Origin of the sequence: Pseudomonas laurylsulfatiphila, from assembly GCF_002934665.1 — a bacterium.
Taxonomy (GTDB): Bacteria; Pseudomonadota; Gammaproteobacteria; order Pseudomonadales; family Pseudomonadaceae; genus Aquipseudomonas; species Aquipseudomonas laurylsulfatiphila.
In genome coordinates this window covers 264789-284134 of the sequence record NZ_NIRS01000006.1, presented here as the reverse complement: position 1 = coordinate 284134, position 19346 = coordinate 264789, and the positions used below count along the sequence as shown (strand labels likewise).

The window sequence follows — 19346 nt, the reverse complement described above, 5'->3', positions numbered from 1 at the left end:
TGTCAGCCGTTCGAAACGGAGCCACTATTTTTGCGCGGAATGAATGGCCATACGGCCAAGCCCTGAACCTCCTGTGTAGGAGCTGCCGCAGGCTGCGATCTTTTGATTTTGATTTTTAAAAACAAGATCAAAAGATCGCAGCCTGCGGCAGCTCCTACAGGGGGGGGTGATTTATTGCGGACGAACGCGCAGGGTCAGGCCCTTGAGGAAATTGCGCAGCAACTGGTCGCCGCAAGGGCGATAGTTGGTGTGGCCGAACTTGCGGAACAGCGCGCTCAGCTCAGGCTTGGACACCGGGAACTCGGCGGCCTTGAGGATCGCGTGCATGTCGTCTTCTTTCAGCTCGAATGCGACCCGCAGCTTTTTCAGGATGATGTTGTTGGTCACCGGCACTTCGATCGGCTGCGGCGGACGGCTTTCGTCCTTGCCGCGCTTGAAGATCACCAGGCCGTCGAGGAAATGTGCCATGACTTCGTCCGGGCAGCGCACGAAGCCTTCTTCGTCTTCCTCTTTCTTGTCGAGATAGGTCACCAGGTCTGTCAGGGTCACGTCCAGGCCACCGAGCTTGATGATCTCGATGACTTTTTTGTCGCTGATGTCGAGCATGTAGCGCACGCTGCGCAGTACGTCGTTATGAATCATGTGTTCAGTCCTGATAATTCAGCTATGGGTGCCGCCGAAAACAGCAGCACCGAAAAGTGTGGCGGCGCGGAACGCCTTAGAACTTCTCTTTGCCGGACAAGTAGCGCCATTGCCCCACGGGCACTTTGCCGATGGACACGCCGCCGATGCGGATGCGGCGGATGGCGACGACCTTCAGGCCGACGGCCTGGCACAGCAGGGCGATGATGCCCGGTTGCGGGTTCTTCATGGCAAAGCGCAGGCGGTTTTCGTTCTGCCAACTGGCCTTGACCGCCGGCAACTCCTTGCCCTTGTAGGTCAGGCCATGGTTCAGACGGTTGAGGCCGTGAGCCACCATCTCGCCTTCAACCTCGACCACATACTCTTGCTCGATCTTGCTGGAGTCGGCGGTGAGTTTGCGCAGGATTTTCCAGTCCTGGGTGAACACGAGCAGACCGCTGGCGTTGGCCTGCAGGTCGGTGCTGGCGGTCAGGCGCAGGAAGTGCCCGCGCAACGGACGCTTGCCGTAGCGGTGTTCTTCGCTCAGGGTCTCGGCGCCGAGGGTGGCCATGGCGGTGTCTGCGTCCATGCCGGCCGGCACGTTGAGCAGCAGGGTCACCGGTTCCGGCGCGGTGGCCTTGGCTTCTGGGTCAAGCTCGACTTTCTGGGTGTCGACCTTGAATTGCGGCTCGTCGATGACCACGCCGTCGACGGTGACCCAGCCGCCCTCGATGAACAGCTCAGCCTCCCGACGGGAACAGCCGACGAGTTCGATGAGGCGTTTGGAGAGACGAATCGGGTCAGTCATGTCAGGGCCGTAACAAAAAGGGGGTGGGCATTGTACCTGCCTGGCGCCGGTTAATCCCGGTTCCATTTGCACCGTGTGGCTTTTACTGTAGGAGCTGGCTTGCCAGCGATGGATTCAAGTGCGCCGCTTTTTTCCTGAGACGGCGCGTTATCGTTAGCCACCATCGCTGGCAAGCCAGCTCCTACAGTTGTCGATGTTGTGTCAGCCATGTCGGGAGTGTTGCTGGTTTTGACGCATACGCATGTGCAACAACGGATACGGCTGGCCCATGCCATCGACTTCCGAGCGACCGATGACCTCGAAACCCTGCTTGAAGTAAAAGCCGAGGGCTTGCGGGTTCTGTTCGTTGACGTCCAGTTCATCGGCGTTCAGGTGTTCCAGGGCATAACGCAACAATTTCTTGCCCAGGCCCTGGCCGCGATGGTCGGGGTCGATGAAGAGCATTTCGATCTTGCCTGCCGCGACGCCGGCGAATCCGGTGATGCGCTGGCTCGAATCCTTGGTGCAGATCAGCATCACCGAGTCGAGGTAGCGGGTCAGCACCAGGTTTTTCAGCAGTTCGATGTAGCTGTCCGGCAGGAAGTCGTGGGTGGCGCGCACCGAGGCCTCCCAGACCCGGGTCAATTCTTCGTAGTCGCCGAGTTTCGGCGTGTGGATGACCGAATGCTGACGCATGCCCGTCTGCCTCTTATGCAGTGGTTGATAGGAATCCTTCCATGTGCAAACGATAGCCGTAAAAAAGCCCCGCATCTCGTCAAGAGAGCGGGGCTTTTTGTATTTTTTGCGTTTAGATCTGTTCAGCCCACAGGTCGTATTCGTCGGCGTCGGTCACTTTGCACCAGACCTTGTCGCCTGGCTTGAGGTTGCTGCCGTTGTCGATGAATACGTTGCCGTCGATTTCAGGGGCGTCGAAGAAGCAGCGGCCCACGGCGCCTTGCTCGTCGACTTCATCGACCAGCACTTCGATCTCGCGGCCGATGCGCATTTGCAGGCGCGCCGAGCTGATGGCCTGCTGGTGCGCCATGAAGCGCTCCCAACGGTCCTGTTTGACGTCGTCCGGGACGACTTCCAGGTCCAGATCATTGGCCGGTGCGCCTTCAACCGGCGAGTACTGGAAGCAGCCGACACGGTCGAGCTGGGCTTCGGTCAGCCAGTTCAGCAGGTACTGGAAGTCCTCTTCGGTTTCGCCCGGGAAGCCGACGATGAAGGTCGAACGGATGATCAGGTCCGGGCAGATTTCGCGCCAGTTCTTGATGCGTGCCAGGGTCTTGTCTTCGAAGGCCGGGCGTTTCATCGACTTCAACACCTTCGGGCTGGCGTGCTGGAACGGGATGTCCAGGTACGGCAGGATCTTGCCGGCGGCCATCAGCGGGATCAGCTCGTCAACGTGCGGGTACGGGTAAACGTAGTGCAGGCGAACCCAGACGCCGAGGGTGCTCAGGGCTTCGCAGAGTTCGGTCATGCGGGTTTTCACCGGCGCGCCGTTCCAGAAACCGGTGCGATATTTCACGTCGACGCCATAGGCGCTGGTGTCCTGGGAGATCACCAACAGCTCCTTGACGCCGGACTTGACCAGGCGCTGGGCCTCGTCGAGCACGTCGCCCACCGGACGGCTGACCAGTTTGCCGCGCATCGACGGGATGATGCAGAAGCTGCAGCTGTGGTTGCAGCCTTCGGAAATCTTCAGGTAGGCGTAGTGGCGCGGAGTCAGCTTGATGCCTTGTGGCGGCACCAGGTCGATCAGCGGGTTGTGGTCCTGGCGTGGCGGTACGACTTCGTGCACGGCGTTGACCACTTGCTCGTACTGCTGCGGACCGGTCACGGCCAGCACGCTCGGGTGTACGTCGCGAATGTTGCCTTCTTCGACGCCCATGCAGCCGGTCACGATGACCTTGCCGTTTTCCTTGATGGCTTCGCCAATCACTTCCAGAGACTCGGCCTTGGCCGAATCGATGAAGCCGCAGGTGTTGACCACCACGACATCGGCGTCCTGGTAAGTGGAGACGACGTCATAGCCTTCCATGCGCAGCTGGGTAAGGATGCGCTCGGAGTCGACCAGTGCTTTGGGGCAGCCCAGGGATACGAAGCCAACCTTTGGATTGGCCGACGCAGGAGTGGTGGACATGTCTAACCTCGGTATTTTGTGACGCCTCGTGCCGAGTGCGGCAAGACGACGGACGGGCGCTTATTTGGCGCCTCTGGTCAAAAAGTGCGCAATTCTAGCGATGGTAAGCCCACTTGACCAGCTTTATGCAGGGAAATACGACGAGTGCTGCGCTATGCTTCGCGCCGTTACGCTTTACTGGTTTTTTACAGTCAACAAAACGTCTGTAACCTGAAGTAAAACAGCGCATGCTGCACGATAAAGCATAGTGCTTCTTTCAAAGAAGCCCGGGTCTGAGAAGTAGGAGTGGTGGATGGGTCAGGCAAGTAGTCAGGCTGCCGGTGCCGAGCATTCGGCGGTGAAGCCGATCGGTATGCTGGTCGCGGCAGTCGGGGTGGTTTATGGCGATATCGGCACCAGTCCGTTGTACACCCTCAAGGAAGTGTTTTCCGGAGGCTATGGCGTGCCGGTCAACCATGACGGGGTGCTGGGGATTCTGGCACTCATTTTCTGGTCGCTGATCTGGGTCGTATCGATCAAGTACATGATGTTCGTACTGCGCGCTGACAACCAGGGCGAAGGCGGGATCATGGCCCTGACCGCACTGGCCCGGCGGGCGGCGGCGGGCCACGCGAAGTTACGCGGCTTTCTGGTGGTCTGCGGGCTGATCGGCGCGGCGCTGTTCTATGGTGACAGCATGATCACCCCGGCGATCTCGGTTTTGTCGGCGATCGAAGGCCTGGGGCTGGCATTCGAAGGCATCGACCATTGGGTGGTGCCATTGTCGCTGGTGGTGCTGGTCGCGCTGTTTCTGATTCAGAGTCACGGGACCGCGCGCATCGGCATTCTGTTCGGGCCGATCATGGTCACCTGGTTCCTGGTGCTGGGTGCACTGGGCGTCTATGGCATCAGCCAGCACCCGGAAGTCCTGGAAGCGATGAACCCGGTGTGGGGCGTGCGTTTCTTCATGGTCCATCCGGGCATGGGCCTGTCGATTCTCGGTGCCGTGGTGCTCGCACTGACCGGTGCCGAAGCGCTGTACGCGGACATGGGCCACTTCGGTCGCAAGCCGATCGCTCGTGCCTGGTTCATCCTCGTGCTGCCGGCGCTGGTGCTGAACTACTTTGGCCAGGGTGCGCTCCTGCTGGGCGATCCGGAAGCTGCCCGTAACCCGTTCTACCTGTTGGCACCGAGCTGGGCATTGATCCCGCTGGTCGGCCTGTCGACCCTGGCCACGGTGATTGCCTCGCAAGCGGTGATTTCCGGTGCGTTCTCCCTGACCCGTCAGGCGATCCAGCTCGGTTACATTCCGCGCATGCACATCCGGCACACTTCCAGTGCCGAACAGGGCCAGATCTACATCGGTGCGGTGAACTGGGCGTTGATGGTCGGCGTGATTCTGCTGGTGATTGGTTTCGAATCCTCTGGCGCCCTGGCTTCGGCCTACGGCGTGGCAGTGACGGGCACCATGCTGATGACCACTATCCTGGTGTCCGCAGTGATCCTGCTGCTGTGGAAGTGGCCACCGGTCCTTGTGGTGCCGATCCTGTTGGGTTTCCTGCTGGTAGATGGTTTGTACTTCGCCGCCAACGTGCCGAAAATCGTTCAGGGCGGTGCATTTCCGGTGATCGCCGGTTTCGCGCTGTTTGTGCTGATGACCACCTGGAAACGCGGCAAGCAGTTGCTGGTCGAGCGCATCGATGAGGGTGGTTTGCCGCTGCCGATCTTTATCAGCAGCATCGCGGTACAACCGCCCCATCGCGTTCAGGGTACTGCCGTGTTCCTCACGGCGCGGCCGGATGCCGTGCCCCACGCGCTGTTGCACAACCTGCTGCATAACCAGGTGCTGCACGAGCAGGTGGTGCTGCTGACGGTGGTGTACGAAGACATCCCGCGGGTTCCGCCGACGCGGCGCTTCGAGGTGGATTCCTATGGCGAAGGTTTTTTCCGGGTGATCCTGCACTTCGGCTTCACCGACGAGCCGGACGTACCGAAGGCGTTGAAGCTGTGTCACCTCGATGAGCTGGACTTCAGCCCGATGCGCACGACTTACTTCCTCAGTCGTGAAACGGTCATCGCTTCCAAGCTCGAAGGCATGTCTCGTTGGCGCGAGGCGCTGTTTGCCTTCATGTTGCAGAACGCCAACGGCAATCTGCGTTTCTTCAATCTGCCGCTGAACCGGGTGATTGAGTTGGGGACGCAGGTGGAGATGTAAGCCTCATCAAAAAGCCCCCGTTGCCATTGCGGTAGCGGGGGCTTTTTTGTGCTCAATGCAATTTCTGAGGCCAGTGAAGAACCCTTGTGGGAGCGAGCCTGCTCGCGAAGGCGGACTGACATTCAGCATTTAAGGTGCCTGAAAGAATGCTATCGCGAGCAGGCTCGCTCCCACAGGGAATGTGTGGAGCACGCAAGAATGAAAAAGCCCCCGCTACCGTGAAGTAGCGAGGGCTCCTGTTCAGCGGGCCCGGATCATTCCTGAGCGGTCGCTTCGGCTTCCTTCGGCTGGCGCTTCTCGATCACCTCCACCAGACGCTTGGCCAGCGCCGGGTAGTTCTCGTCGAAGTGGTGGCCGCCAGGCAGCTTGATGGCTTCGCCTACCGCCGTCTTGTCGGTGCAGCCACTCTCGTCGGTTTCTTCTTCGCCGTAGATGCACACCACTTTGGCGGCTGGCAGCTTGGCCATTTCCGGACCGGTGGCGGCTTCCTTGCCGGCGTTGCCGAGCCAGCCTTCGACTTCGATCTCGAAGCTGCCGGTGCGGGCGAAGGCCAGCAGGATGATCGCGTCGACGCGTTGCTGTTCCGATTCGGCCAGGCGGTTATAGATTGCCGGCAGAACATCGGCACCGAACGAGTAACCGGTCAGGATGAAGCGCTTGGTGCCCCATTTCTGCCGGTAGTGCTGCATCAGTTCGGCCAGGTCCAGCGCGCTTTGCTCAGGGCTCTTGTGCTGCCAGTAGTAGCGCAGGGTGTCGATGCCCACCACCGGGTAGCCGATCTTGGCCATCTCGCCCGCCACGTCGCGGTCGAGGTCGCGCCAGCCGCCGTCACCGGACAGGAACAGGGTCACGGTGTCCCTGGCCTGACCGGCAGGCACTTCGACCACCGGAATCTGCAGGCCGCCAGCGGCTTTGTCGCCGCCGACGAGGATCTTGCGCAGTTCGTTGTTCAGCACTTGCGGCAGGTTGATGTCGTAGTCGCTGATGCTGGTTTCGGCGTTCGGTTGATCACGCACGAAGCCGGCACTGGTGTCGTCCGGGTTGTCGTTCCACGCTGCCAGCCAGTGGCCGTGGGCCGCGCTTTTGGGCAGCAGGTGAGTGCAGCCACCCTTTTCCAGGGCCAGGTCGACCGAGACGGCGTAAGCCTTGTCGTCCTTTTGCTCGGATAACCAGCGCCAGGCCAGCACTGCACCCGGGCCGATGCCGCTGACCAGGGTCGCCGGGCCTTTGAGTTCTCTGAGGCCCGATTGCAGGGCGCGACTTTGCAGCAGGCAGTCCTTGGGCAGGATCACCTGGACAATCTGCGCCGAGCCACTGCGGCTCAGGGTCATCAATTGCTTGTCGCTGAGTTTCTGGTCTTCGTTGACCGCCACCAGCACCTGGGCGCGTGGCGTGGTGCCGGGGATGACGCGGGTCATCGCCGCACCGTCGGCCGGGGTCAGCGATTCGAGGGTCGGTTCCGGTGCCGGGCGTTTCAGGTACCAGAAACCGCCACCGAGAATCAGGGCCACTATCACCAGTGTGCCCAATACATACCGCAAGGAGCGTTGAATCATCAGCGTTTCACCAATCCGGTCAAGCCGCCCGCGATCAGGGCAGCAGTGTCGGCCAGCGCAACCAGCGGATCGAGTCCGGCGGGCACGGCCATATAACGGGGTTCCCAATCAGGCTGGAACTTGTCTTTGAAGCGGCGCAAGCCTTGGAAGTTGTACAGCTGCTCACCACGGCGGAATACCATCGAGCCCAGGCGCTGGGTCAATGGCGCGCCGCGACGGGGTTGCAACCCCGATAACGGCACCATGCCCAGACTGAAACGCGCGTATCCATGGTTTTTATAATGTTGGATCAGGCCGACCATCATGAATTCCATGGTCAGCTTCGGGGCGTCCGGGTGCGCGCGCATCAGGTCGAGGCTGGCCAGGTCATGGCCGTAGGTCTCGAGCAAGTTGGCGAACGCGACCGGGCGACCTTCGAAACGAATCACCGCGATGCGGAAATACTTCAGGTAGTCATCGCTGAAACGGCCCAGCGAAAAACCCTTCTCGCGGACGTTTTTGCCGGTCAGCCAGGCATCGGAAATCACCTTGAGGTCATCCATCGGTGCCTGGCCCGGCTCGAAGATTTCCAGCGACAGGCCATCGCGGGTGCCACGGTTCCAGGTGTAGCGCAGGTCCTTCATCTCTTTGCCCTTGGCTTCGAGATCAAAACGCTTGAGGTCGACCCGGGCTTCTTCGCCGAGCTTGATCGCGGTCAGGCCGATGTCCATGTAGTACGGCAGGTTCTCTGCGCGCACCTGATAGAACACAGGACGGGCGTGGTGGATGTCGCATAGGTCGCGGAACTGCCAGATCATTTCCGCTCGCTGCTGGCCCGGCCCGATCGGGTCATACAGCGCCACCAGGCTGCGGCCGCGACGGGCGTACATCAGGAACGCCTCGTCGTTGGGGTGGAACAGCAGCGCCTTGTCACCGGTCAGGGCCAGGCCGCCATCGGGTTGCGCGGAGGCCATTAGGATCTTGCTGGCGCGCTCCAACTCCTCGGGTGTCGGCAGGTGAATGACCGGGCGCGCGGTGCGCAGTAACCAGGTCAGCGAGACCACGACCAGCAGCACGGCAGCCCCGAGCAGCGAGCGCAGGCCACGAGGGGCATCGGCGTCCAGAGTGAATTGCCACCAGAGTTGATGGCTGTACGGAACGTCCTGGTAGGCAAACAGCAGCAACCAGATCGACGCCCCGAGCACGCACAGGCTGGACACCAGGTACAGCGGCGAGAACGGTACTTCGGTCAGGCGGCTGGGGCGGTAGAACGAGCGGCGGAATACCCCGAGCAGGCTCGCCGTGAGCACCATCAGGCTGGCTTCTTCCCAGTCGAAACCCTTGAGCAGTGAGAGCAGGGCGCCGACCAGCAACAGGATAGTGGTCAGCATCCACGCGGCCGACAACCGGCGGCGCAGGCCCTGGGCCAGCAACAGGCAAAGCACGCCGACCAGGCTGGCGCCAAAGTGCGAAGCATCGACCAGTCGATGGGGGATCAGAAAACCGATGTGTTCCAGGCGGGTGTCGATTTCCGGGGTGGCGCCGGAGAACAGCAGGACAACACCGGACAGAAACACCAGCACCGCCAGTATCGGCGCCGCCAGGCCCGAGGCCGCGCGCAATGTCTGGCGCGTCTGGAACAGGCGCTGACCTTCGTTGACCAGCAACAGCAGGCAGGCCACCAGCAAGGGCAGGACCACGTAGATCAAGCGGTAGAGCAGCAGGGCGGCCGCCAGCGGCGCAGCACCCAGGGTGTCGGAAAAGGCCGCCAGCAAGATCGCCTCGAACACCCCGACACCGCCCGGCACGTGGCTGAGCACACCGGCGGCCAAAGCCAGCAGGTACACCAAAAGGAACGCACCGAAGGGCGGCGTTTCCGGCAGCAGCAGATAGAGCACCGTTGCGGCGGCGGCAACGTCCAGGGCGGTGATGATCAATTGCAGGAACGTCAGGCGAGTCCCGGGCAGGCGCAGGGTGCGGCGCCCGATCCTGACCAGCAGGTTGTCCGGGTAAGGCTGTTCCGGCAGTCGGCGACGGTAGATGCCGATGGCCAGCACCGAAAACAGCACGAGCACGGCGCTCGCCACTACGCCAAGCAAGGTCTCGGAGAGTCCCAGGGCGGTGGCCGCGGCCGGCAGGTCGCTGAGCGTCGCCAGGGCGGCCAGCGGCGGCAGGGCGCAACCCAGCGAGAGGCTGGCGAACAGCGTCATGCGGGCGACTTCAGCCGCTCCCAGGCCATGACGGGCATAGAGGCGATAGCGCACCGAGCCGCCCGACAACATTGAAAGGCCGATGGCGTTGCCGATGGCAAAGGCCGTGAAACCGCCCAGTGCCAGCGTGCGCGGCGCCAGGCTCACCCCGGCATAGCGGCTGGCCGACCATTCGTAGCCGAGCAGAATGATGAAGCCCACCACGGTTGCGCCCAGCGCGCCCAACAAGGCAGGTTTCGGAACTTCGAGGATCGAGTCGTGCAGCGCGTAAAGGTCGAGCTCGCTCAGCAGGTGGCGACAGGCAATCAACGCGATCGCGAACAACAGCAGAGTGACCGCCAGGCCAATGGGTTGACGGTATTTGCTCAATCGATCAAGCAGGCGCAAACGCTCAGCCTTGATCGGTTGTGTCGCTGTGACAGTGTCTTGTGAATCAGACGAGTTGGCGCGCATCAATCACCTCTTGGATTGTGCGCGACAGGATGGGGGTATCCAGCCAAGTTACCAATCCCTGTAGAAAAAAATAATCACAAATATTAACGCCTATCACCGGGCGCGGGGACGGCGCGACATCAGTCGTGAAGGCTTCAGCCTGCGATAGAGCATAGTCTGAACCCGGCGCATGGGTGGCCCCAAACGGCTTGATGCACAGTGACAGATCATTGTTGCGAAAGGACTTTTTCAACAGATACAAAAAAGGCCACTCTTTCGAGTAGCCTTTTTTGATGTTTGGTTGCGGGAGCCGGATTTGAACCGACGACCTTCGGGTTATGAGCCCGACGAGCTACCAGACTGCTCCATCCCGCGTCTGTGTGGCGGCATTCTATAGAGAATCGTCAGGGTGTCAACCGTTAATCCAGAACCAGCTCAAATAAACGTTAAAGCGCGGCGAACGGTCGCAGCCTTTGGCTAAGTTTCGGAATCAGAACGATTTCTGCTGATCGCTCGGGCCAGCAGGGATGGCGGGTTTCGGTGCCGGCGCTACAAAACAGGCACGCACAAAAAAGGCCACTCTTTCGAGTAGCCTTTTTTGATGTTTGGTTGCGGGAGCCGGATTTGAACCGACGACCTTCGGGTTATGAGCCCGACGAGCTACCAGACTGCTCCATCCCGCGTCTGTGTGTCGGCATTCTATAGAGATACGCCGGGGTGTCAACCTTCAATTCAGATAAAACCTGTTCATCTTCAATCGGTTAGCTTGCCGATGAGCGGGTTTGTCAGCCTGTGAGGCAGGCGGGGCAAGGCCTGCGGCTCTATCGGGAATGTTTTTCTGATTGAAAAAATAAATTTACCAACGACATTTCCCACCCCTCGAAAAGAACATTCAGACTACTGGTGCTATATACAGGTGTCGGTGAGATACTGGATGTCCGTCACACCAACACGCCTTTTCCTTGCCATGAACTCTGCTTTGCCATGACTCAGCGAAAGATCATCCACGTCGACTGTGACTGTTTCTACGCCGCCATTGAGATGCGTGATGACCCGCGTCTGGCCGGCAAGCCATTGGCGGTGGGCGGGTCGGCGGACCGGCGCGGGGTGATCGCCACCTGCAATTATGAAGCGCGGGCGTACGGAGTGCGTTCGGCGATGTCTTCAGGGCATGCCTTGAAGCTGTGCCCGGACCTGACCATCGTCAAGCCACGCATGGATGCCTATCGAGAAGCGTCCAGGGAAATCCACACGATCTTTCGCGATTACACCGAGATCATCGAGCCGCTCTCGCTCGACGAGGCCTACCTCGATGTGTCGGACAGCGCGCATTTTGCTGGCAGTGCAACGCGAATTGCCCAGGACATCCGGCGTCGGGTCTCCAATCAGTTGCACATCACCGTGTCGGCGGGCGTGGCGCCGAACAAGTTTCTGGCCAAGATCGCCAGTGACTGGAAAAAGCCCAACGGGCTGTTCGTCATCACTCCGGACCAGGTCGAGGACTTTGTCAGTGGCTTGCCGGTGAGCAAGCTGCACGGGGTCGGCAAAGTCACCGCCGACAAGCTTGGCAAGCTGGGAATCACTGATTGCCTGCAACTGCGCGAGTGGGACAAGTTGGCGCTGGTGCGTGAGTTCGGCAGCTTTGGCGAACGACTCTGGAGCCTGGCCCGTGGGATTGATGAGCGTGTAGTGCACAACGACAGTCGTCGTCAGTCAATCAGTGTCGAAAATACCTACGACGTTGACCTGCCGGACCTGAGGAGTTGCCTGGATAAGTTGCCCGAGCTGCTGGAGACCCTGGCCGGTCGCATGGCGCGAATCGACAGCAGTTATCGTCCGGGCAAGCCATTCGTCAAAGTGAAATTTCACGACTTCACGCAGACGACATTGGAGCAGGCCGGGGCAGGGCGGGATCTGGGAAGTTATCAGTTGATGCTGACCCAGGCCTTCAATCGTGGCGGTAAACCGGTGCGGTTGTTGGGTGTGGGCGTGCGGCTGGAGGACTTGCGGGGCGGGTTCGAGCAGATGGAGTTGTTTGAGCGGTAGTTGGGTGGTGAATTTGCGGGCCTCTTCGCGAGCAGGCTCGCTCCCACAGGGGATTTGAGTGTTCACAAATCCAATGTGGGAGCGAGCCTGCTCCGGGCGGCGATCCGACGAAGCTTTTTGGCTCTTAGTTCAGCCCCGGATTCGCCACCAGCCGCTCGCCATTGCGGGCCAGCGACTTCAGGAACTCGGTCTGCAATTCTGGGTCGTTGCGCGTCAGCTCGATCAGGCTCTGTTCCAGCTCACTGGCTTCTTCTTCAAGACCCAGCTCCGACAGGCGTTTGACCCGGTGGACCCACTGGCTGACTTCGTCGCCTTCGAGATCGTCATAAATCAGCCCGTGGGCCTCATAGAGCTTGCTGCGCAAGGTGCTGCTGACGGCCAGGGTGGAATCGCTGTGCACGTTGTCCTGGGCAGCCTCAACACGGATCAGCAAGCGGCTCAGATGATTGATGTCATGTTCGGCGAACGGGTTATCCAACAGATTCAGGCGCAACACGCCGTTTTTGTCGGTGGTCAGTTCGAAGGTTTCCTTGCCGGCCTTGACCTCGACCGGGCGCTCGCTCCAGGGCAGGCTTGAGTACTCCGTGCGTTTGTCGCGCTGGACTTCATCAATACCGGCCAGGTTCTGCTGCGCGCGGCCATGGGACTGCACGTTCATGAACGGGTTGAGCCCGGCGAAACCGTAGCTCAGCCAGTCCTTGGTCACGCTGTCCGGCAGATTGCCGAGGGCGAACACATTGACCACGTTGGCACCGACACCCGCCACCACGGCCACCGCGCCCAGCGGGATTTCGTAGATCTCCCGCCAGGGTTGGTACGGCGTATAGCGGTCATAGTGACGCGTGACTTCGTACTCGGTGACTTCGAAAGTCTTCTGCTCGTGGATTTTCACCCGCCGTTGCGGCAGCTCAAGCACCTTGGGCTCACCGACATCGATCTGCAGGCTGTGATCGAGCAATTTGCGCTCGACCCGTTCCTCGTGCTCGCTGCGTTGTGACATGTGATTGGCACAGCCGCTGACCAGCAGGGCGCCGCACAAGGCGGCGCCACCGAGGCCTAAGGTGTTTCGCTTGAACATGACGTCTCTATATCTGCTATCAGCGGCGGATGCGGGCCTGAAGGAAGGACAGCACGTCGGCGACCGGCAGCGCTTGTGCGTCGGCCTCGGTACGGCTCTTGTATTCCAGGTTGCCTTCGGCCAGGCCGCGGTCGCTGACCACGATCCGGTGTGGAATGCCGATCAGTTCCATGTCCGCGAACTTGATGCCCGGGCTGGTTTTCTTGTCACGGTCGTCCAGCAGCACTTCGAAGCCGGCAGCGGTCAGTTCCGCGTACAGCTTGTCGGTGGCTTCGCGAACCTGCTCGGTTTCGTAGCGCAGCGGCACCAGGGCAATCTGGAACGGCGCGAGCGTGTCGCTCCAGATGATCCCGTTTTCGTCGTTGTTCTGCTCGATGGCAGCCGCCACCACGCGGGACACGCCAATGCCGTAGCAGCCCATTTCCAGGGTGACCGGCTTGCCGTTCTCGCCCAGTACTTCGCACTTCATCGCTTTGCTGTACTTGTTGCCTAGCTGGAAGATGTGCCCGACTTCGATGCCGCGCTTGATTTCCAGTGTGCCTTTGCCGTCCGGGCTCGGGTCACCGGCCACGACGTTGCGCAGGTCGGCAACGGTCGGAACAGGCAGGTCGCGCTCCCAGTTCACGCCGAAGTAGTGTTTGTCGTCGATGTTGGCACCGATGCCGAAGTCGCTCATCAGTTCGACCGAGCGGTCGATGATGATCGGCAGCGGCAGGTTCAGCGGGCCGAGGGAACCGGCACCGGCGCCAATGGCTTCGCGCAGTTCGCTTTCCGAGGCCATGACCAGAGGGCTGGCCACGCCAGGCTGGTTGGCGGCCTTGATTTCGTTCAGCTCATGGTCGCCACGGATGATCAGGGCGATCAGCTTGCCTTTCTCTTCAGCGTGCACCACGAGGGTCTTGATGGTTTTCTCGATCGGCAGGTTGAAGCCTTCGACCAGTTGCGCAATGGTCTTGGCGTTCGGCGTGTCGACCAGGCGCAGTTGTTCGGTCGCAGCGGCGCGCGAGGTTTCCCGTGGCACGGCTTCGGCTTTCTCGATGTTCGCGGCGTAGTCGGAGCCGTTGCTGAACACGATATCGTCTTCGCCGGACTCGGCCAGCACGTGGAACTCGTGGGAGCCGGCACCGCCGATGGAGCCGTTGTCGGCTTCAACAGGGCGGAACTTCAGGCCCAGGCGGGTGAACACGTTGCAGTAGGCCTGGTGCATGCGGTCGTAGGTGATTTGCAGCGAAGGCTGGTCAGCGTGGAACGAGTAGGCGTCCTTCATGATGAATTCGCGGCCGCGCATCAAGCCGAAGCGTGGGCGGATTTCGTCACGGAATTTGGTCTGGATCTGGTACAGGTTGATCGGCAGCTGCTTGTAGCTGCTCAACTCGTTGCGCATCAGATCGGTGATGACTTCTTCGTGGGTCGGGCCGGCGCAGAAGTCGCGGCCGTGGCGATCCTTGAAGCGCAGCAATTCAGGGCCGTACTCTTCCCAGCGCCCGGATTCCTGCCAAAGCTCGGCCGGTTGCGTGCTCGGCATCAACACTTCGAGAGAGCCGGCGGCGTTCATTTCTTCACGAACGACGGCTTCGACCTTGCGCATTACCCGCAAGCCCATCGGCAGCCAGGTGTACAGGCCCGAGGCAAGTTTGCGGATCATGCCGGCGCGCAGCATCAGCTGATGGCTGATCACGACCGCGTCGGAAGGCGTTTCTTTTTGTGTGGCGAGCAAAAATTGACTGGTGCGCATGGTTGGCCGTTATCGATTGCTGATGACGAGAAATGACGGAGCATTGTACGGGCGAGATCCGCTGGCGTACAGGCGTGCGGTCGGTGGTGTGGCAGGAGGGCGCGATTCACGCGGCCCTCCGCGATTCTTCCTGCGTAATAAACCTACGATTCTTCGGCGACCGGGGTCTGCAGCGGTTCCGGGGTGGGTGTCGGACCTGCGCGGCGGTTCTCCTGGAACCAGTGCAGGGCGATCAATAGCAGGGTCGGGACGCCCAGCAGGGCGGTAATCAGGAAGAAGTCGTGATAACCGAACTTCTCCACCATGACCCCTGAGTAGCCGCCGATCAGGCGTGGCAGCAACAGCATGATCGAGCTGAGCAGGGCGTACTGGGTGGCGGAGAACTTGAGGTTGGTCAGGCTCGACAGGTAGGCCACGAAGGCCGAGGTGGCCAGGCCTGAACTGAAGTTGTCCAGGGAGATGGTCAGTACCAGCATGTTCAGGTTGGGGCCCATGTCGGCGAGCATCAGGAACAGGATGTTGGTCGCCGCGGATGCGATGCCGCCGATGAACAGGATTGGCAGGATGCCGAAACGCACGATCAGCAGGCCGCCCATGCCGGCGCCGACCAGGGTCATGATCAGGCCGAAGATTTTGCTCACGCTTGCAATCTGGTCCTTGGTGAAGCCCTGGTCGATGTAGAACACGTTGGCCATCACGCCCATGACCGTATCGGACATCCGATAGGTGGCGATCAGGCCGAGTAACAGCAGCGCTTGCCAGCGGTATCGCAGGATGAAGTCGTTGACCGGCGTCAGCACCGGCGCCAAGCCACGACGGCCCATGGCCGAGAGGCACAGGGCGGTCAGCGTGATGTAGAGGATGGCCCGCAGGAATGCGCGGTCTTCGAGCAGCAGGTCGAGCAGGCTCACGCCTTCGAACAGTACGCTGGCGAAGTCGGTGTTGTAGAGCTGGGTGAACATGGCGGGCACGGACACCAGCAAAATGATCAGCACGAACACCGAGGCCAGTTGATGCATGAAGCTGTAGCGCCCGGCCTGCAGTTGCGTGCGCAACGGCACGGGTGGCTCGCGCATGAACAGGGACGTCAGCAGTGCCGGGACCATCAGCGCGCCGAACAGGATGTAAGTGCCGGCCCAGGCCGAATGCTTGTAGTTGAAGCCGGTGGAGCCAAAGCCTTCGGCGAAGTACAGCGCGCCTGCGGTAGCCAGCAGCGCGGCGACCCGGTAACCGGACATGTAGCTGGCGGCCAGGGCGGCCTGGCGATTGTCTTCGGCGATTTCCAGGCGGTAGGCGTCCACTGCAATGTCTTGTGTCGCTGATGCGAAAGCGACGACCACGGCAATGGCGATCAGCCAGGACAGATGCTTTTGCGGGTCGCAGAAACCCATCCCGATCAGGCCCAGGATGACCAGTGCCTGGGACAATACCAGCCAGGATCGTCGTCGGCCGAGTTTGCCGAGCAATGGCAGTCGCCATTGGTCGAGCAAGGGCGACCAGACCCATTTGAAGGCATAGGCCAGGCCGATCAGGCTTGCATAGCCAATGGTTTCACGAGCTACGCCGGCTTCACGGAGCCAGACCGAAAGAGTCGAAAACACCAGCATGTAGGGCAGGCCGGCGGCGAAGCCAAGCAGCAACAGCACGAGTGTCGAGGGGCTGGCATAAGCGGCGAGCGCGGCGCGCCAGGTTTTACGGGGCATGGGCTGGAGTCTGCCTCAAGAAATACGGAAACAAAGCGCGCACTCTAACCGCTGTGCTCTACCGGGCGCCAGCCATGGCGCTGAATATCAACACGATTATTCAGGACACTGATGCCCTCCATGCGTAATCGTGCGCGCTGCTCATCGCCTGAAGGGCTGCCGACCGGCAGGCTGATACGCCCGTTTGCGCCCAGAACGCGATGCCAGGGCAGCTTGCTGTCGCTCGGCAATTGGCTGAGTGTGCGGCCCACCCAGCGAGCGGCGCGACCCAATCCTGCAAGCTCGGCCAACTGGCCGTAGCTGACGACTTTGCCCTCGGGAACTTGCGCCAGAGTCAGGTACAGCGCCGTGCGTCGGATTTGCGCTGCGCTCTCGGGGTCATCGGTTGGATCGGTCACGTCCGTCAGTCCTGAAGAAGTCTGCTTTACCGTCTGTAGAGTAATTCCTGTACGGGCGCTTGAGAAATGAACTCAACAGAAATAGTCGGGTCAGTCCTTGTCAGGGCCTTATTCCTACGGATAATGCCGATTTTTTCGCAATCCCGAGCCTGTATTTTGCATATGTTGTTGTCCAGATCCCTGCTATGTCTCGCTGTTCTTGGCGCCTCCACTCCCTTGCTAGCCGATACCGTGTGGTTGAAGAACGGTGACAAGCTCAGTGGCAAGATCACGCTGTTCGATGGCGGCAAGCTGCTGATCCAGACCGACTATGCCGGTGCGGTGACGATCGACTGGAAGCAGGTCAAGACCCTGGACAGCGATCAGGAGTTGCTGGTCAAGCAGGATGCCTATAAGGGCGAGAAAGCCAAGTCGCTGAAAGCGGCAGACGCCGGCAAGGTCACGCTGGCCAATGGCGAGGCGCCGAAGACGGTCGAACTGGCGAGCATTCAGCAGATTCTCAAGCCAAAACCGGTGGTCGAGGATCTGGTGTGGAAAGGCAATGTCGATGTCGCGCTGGATTATCAACGGGCGGAAAACGACACTGATGACTACGACATCGATTTCAAGACCACTGCGCGCCACGGTCGCTGGCGGCATACCGCCGAAGGCGAATACAACCGCGAATTCCAGGACGGCGTGGTGACCACGGACAACTGGCGGGCCGAGTACTCCATCGACCGGTTCCTGACCGAGCAATGGTTCTGGCAGGGACGCCTGGTGTACAAGCGCGACAAGGTCGAAGACCTTTCCCGTCAGCGAACCGTTGGTACGGGCCCCGGCTATCAGTTCTGGGATAACGAACTCGGGGCGTTCTCCCTGGGCTCGCTGATCAACCGCACGGACTATGAGTTCGCCGATGGCAGCAAGGAAAATTTCTACGCCCTGGCCATGACGTGGGACTACAACCGCTACCTGATCGGCAAGCGTGTCGAGTTCTTCACCAATGGTGAGGTCGGCAAGCCGCTGTCGGGTGTGGCCGACTACGCACTCGATGCCGAGATGGGGTTGCGCTATAAAGTGACTGACTGGGCTTCGCTGAACCTGAAGGCGGAGCGGGACATCATCAGTGGCACCGACGATGCGGATCTGGACAAGACACGTTACACCGCAGGGTTTGGCGTGACCTGGTAAGACGCTAAAAGATCGCAGCCTGCGGCAGCTCTGTAGGAGCTGCCGCAGGCTGCGATCTTTTTTACCTGTGAAAAACACACAGGCACAAAAAAGCCCCGCTGTTGAGGGCGGGGCTTTTTACTAAAGCAAGTACAAGTTAGATAACTTGAACTTCTTCAGCTTGCATGCCTTTCTGACCGCGGGTAGCGATGAAAGAAACCTGTTGGCCTTCTTTCAGGCTTTTGAAGCCGTCGGACTGGATAGCTTTGAAGTGAACGAACAGGTCGTCACCGGATTGTGGGGTGATGAAGCCGAAGCCTTTTTCATCGTTGAACCACTTAACGGTACCGGTTTGGCGATTAGACATGGTGTAACTCCTTGAACAAAGATAACTGCGACTCAGGAAGAACCCTGGCCGAGACTGAGTGCAAAGAGCAGGAAAAATTCTTGTAGATGGTTGGATCGAAATTCAACATATCGTGTAGAGATTCTCAGTGACACAAGCAGCACAGTGACGCCACCTTAACCCTTTTTCCGAGACGTGCCAATGCTTCTTGCGAAGGTTTCTCTGTTTTAAGGATCGGCGGTGTGACGGTTCGTCGCCAACGCGCGTAATTCCTGCCTGTTCGGCGAGAATTGCACCCCGGACTTTGAACCCGGCGGCGCGCCCGGTAAGATGCCGGACAGAATTTTTCGACCTCGCAATTCAGGACACCCGCCATGAGCATCAAATCGGACAAGTGGATTCGCCGCATGGCGCAGGAACACGGCATGATTGAGCCTTTCGTCGAGCGCCAGATGCGCGGCAGCGACGATAGCCGTGTGATCTCCTACGGCGTGTCGAGCTACGGCTACGACGTGCGTTGCACCAATCATTTCAAGGTGTTCACCAACATCAATTCGGCCATCGTCGACCCGAAAAACTTCGATGCCGGCAGCTTCGTCGACATCCACAGCGACGTGTGCATCATTCCGCCGAACTCCTTCGCCCTGGCCAGCACCGTCGAATACTTCCGCATTCCGCGCAATGTATTGACCATTTGCCTGGGTAAAAGCACTTACGCGCGCTGCGGCATCATCGTCAACGTCACGCCGCTCGAGCCTGAGTGGGAAGGTCACGTGACCCTGGAGTTCTCCAACACCACCAATCTGCCGGCGAAAATCTACGCCAACGAAGGTGTGGCGCAGATGCTGTTCCTCGAGTCGGACGAAGAGTGTGAAGTGTCCTACAAGGACCGTGGCGGCAAGTATCAGGGCCAGCGTGGCGTGACCCTGCCACGCACCTGAGTCAACCGTCCGAGAAATGTCG

The 19346-nt window shown here is 60.2% G+C and carries 16 protein-coding genes and 2 tRNA genes; 4 read left to right on the top strand and 14 right to left on the bottom strand.

All coding sequences use genetic code 11. The features are described from left to right. Positions 1 to 171 precede the first annotated feature (171 nt). The 4 genes from CD175_RS23565 to rimO all read right to left on the bottom strand — a co-directional run bounded on the left by CD175_RS23565 (position 172) and on the right by rimO (position 3554). Positions 172 to 642 carry a YehS family protein gene (locus CD175_RS23565; RefSeq protein WP_104450657.1) on the bottom strand — a complete coding sequence of 157 codons (471 nt, stop codon included), beginning with the start codon at positions 640 to 642 and terminating at the stop codon, positions 172 to 174. Positions 643 to 718: 76 nt separating this feature from the next. Next, positions 719 to 1429 (bottom strand): rRNA pseudouridine synthase, encoded by a 711-nt coding sequence (locus tag CD175_RS23560; protein ID WP_007971163.1) that lies wholly within the window; start codon positions 1427 to 1429, stop codon positions 719 to 721. 201 nt (positions 1430 to 1630) lie between these two features. After that, on the bottom strand, positions 1631 to 2104 hold the full coding sequence (locus CD175_RS23555; RefSeq protein ID WP_104450656.1) for a GNAT family N-acetyltransferase: 474 nt from the start codon (positions 2102 to 2104) through the stop codon (positions 1631 to 1633). Between the two features lie 112 nt (positions 2105 to 2216). Further along, the gene (gene rimO, locus CD175_RS23550) at positions 2217 to 3554 is read right to left on the bottom strand and encodes a 30S ribosomal protein S12 methylthiotransferase RimO (RefSeq protein ID WP_007971167.1); all 1338 of its coding nucleotides are present in this window, start codon (positions 3552 to 3554) and stop codon (positions 2217 to 2219) included. A gap of 292 nt (positions 3555 to 3846) precedes the next feature. Between rimO and CD175_RS23540 the strand changes: the two genes are divergently transcribed. Continuing rightward, positions 3847 to 5748, top strand: a complete 1902-nt coding sequence (locus CD175_RS23540; RefSeq protein WP_104450655.1) for a potassium transporter Kup — start codon at positions 3847 to 3849, stop codon at positions 5746 to 5748. Between the two features lie 254 nt (positions 5749 to 6002). On the opposite strand, the gene CD175_RS23535 is transcribed toward CD175_RS23540, so the two are convergent. The 5 genes from CD175_RS23535 to CD175_RS23520 all read right to left on the bottom strand — a co-directional run bounded on the left by CD175_RS23535 (position 6003) and on the right by CD175_RS23520 (position 10608). Continuing rightward, positions 6003 to 7304, bottom strand: coding sequence for a virulence factor family protein (locus CD175_RS23535; protein ID WP_104450654.1), 1302 nt, complete (start codon positions 7302 to 7304; stop codon positions 6003 to 6005). Continuing rightward, entirely contained in the window at positions 7304 to 9946 is a 2643-nt protein-coding gene (gene mprF / locus CD175_RS23530; protein WP_104450653.1) for a bifunctional lysylphosphatidylglycerol flippase/synthetase MprF, read from the bottom strand. Before mprF ends, CD175_RS23535 begins: the two co-directional genes overlap by 1 nt. Then, positions 9927 to 10187 (bottom strand): hypothetical protein, encoded by a 261-nt coding sequence (locus tag CD175_RS31240; protein WP_158255667.1) that lies wholly within the window; start codon positions 10185 to 10187, stop codon positions 9927 to 9929. Before CD175_RS31240 ends, mprF begins: the two co-directional genes overlap by 20 nt. 36 nt (positions 10188 to 10223) lie before the next feature. Next, a tRNA-Met gene (locus CD175_RS23525) sits at positions 10224 to 10300 on the bottom strand. Between the two features lie 231 nt (positions 10301 to 10531). Then, positions 10532 to 10608, bottom strand: a tRNA-Met gene (locus CD175_RS23520). A 301-nt stretch (positions 10609 to 10909) separates the two neighbouring features. Here CD175_RS23520 and dinB point away from each other — a divergent pair. After that, positions 10910 to 11971 (top strand): DNA polymerase IV, encoded by a 1062-nt coding sequence (gene dinB, locus CD175_RS23515; protein WP_104450652.1) that lies wholly within the window; start codon positions 10910 to 10912, stop codon positions 11969 to 11971. Positions 11972 to 12095: 124 nt separating this feature from the next. Here the strand turns inward: dinB and CD175_RS23510 are convergent, their stop codons facing one another. The 4 genes from CD175_RS23510 to CD175_RS23495 all read right to left on the bottom strand — a co-directional run bounded on the left by CD175_RS23510 (position 12096) and on the right by CD175_RS23495 (position 16885). Continuing rightward, complete coding sequence (locus CD175_RS23510; protein WP_104450651.1) at positions 12096 to 13049, bottom strand: hypothetical protein; 954 nt, start codon at positions 13047 to 13049, stop codon at positions 12096 to 12098. A gap of 19 nt (positions 13050 to 13068) precedes the next feature. After that, complete coding sequence (locus tag CD175_RS23505) at positions 13069 to 14784, bottom strand: proline--tRNA ligase (protein ID WP_102702778.1); 1716 nt, start codon at positions 14782 to 14784, stop codon at positions 13069 to 13071. Positions 14785 to 14927: 143 nt separating this feature from the next. Beyond that, complete coding sequence (locus CD175_RS23500) at positions 14928 to 16487, bottom strand: AmpG family muropeptide MFS transporter (protein WP_104450650.1); 1560 nt, start codon at positions 16485 to 16487, stop codon at positions 14928 to 14930. Between the two features lie 44 nt (positions 16488 to 16531). After that, positions 16532 to 16885 carry an MGMT family protein gene (locus CD175_RS23495; RefSeq protein ID WP_095965068.1) on the bottom strand — a complete coding sequence of 118 codons (354 nt, stop codon included), beginning with the start codon at positions 16883 to 16885 and terminating at the stop codon, positions 16532 to 16534. A gap of 165 nt (positions 16886 to 17050) precedes the next feature. On the opposite strand from CD175_RS23495, the gene CD175_RS23490 reads away from it, so the two are divergent. Further along, positions 17051 to 18058, top strand: a complete 1008-nt coding sequence (locus CD175_RS23490) for a DUF481 domain-containing protein (protein WP_104450814.1) — start codon at positions 17051 to 17053, stop codon at positions 18056 to 18058. A gap of 136 nt (positions 18059 to 18194) precedes the next feature. Here the strand turns inward: CD175_RS23490 and CD175_RS23485 are convergent, their stop codons facing one another. Further along, the gene (locus tag CD175_RS23485; RefSeq protein WP_002554837.1) at positions 18195 to 18404 is read right to left on the bottom strand and encodes a cold-shock protein; all 210 of its coding nucleotides are present in this window, start codon (positions 18402 to 18404) and stop codon (positions 18195 to 18197) included. Between the two features lie 353 nt (positions 18405 to 18757). On the opposite strand from CD175_RS23485, the gene dcd reads away from it, so the two are divergent. Continuing rightward, positions 18758 to 19324, top strand: coding sequence for a dCTP deaminase (gene dcd, locus CD175_RS23480; RefSeq protein ID WP_007940589.1), 567 nt, complete (start codon positions 18758 to 18760; stop codon positions 19322 to 19324). The last annotated feature ends 22 nt before the right edge of the window (positions 19325 to 19346 follow it).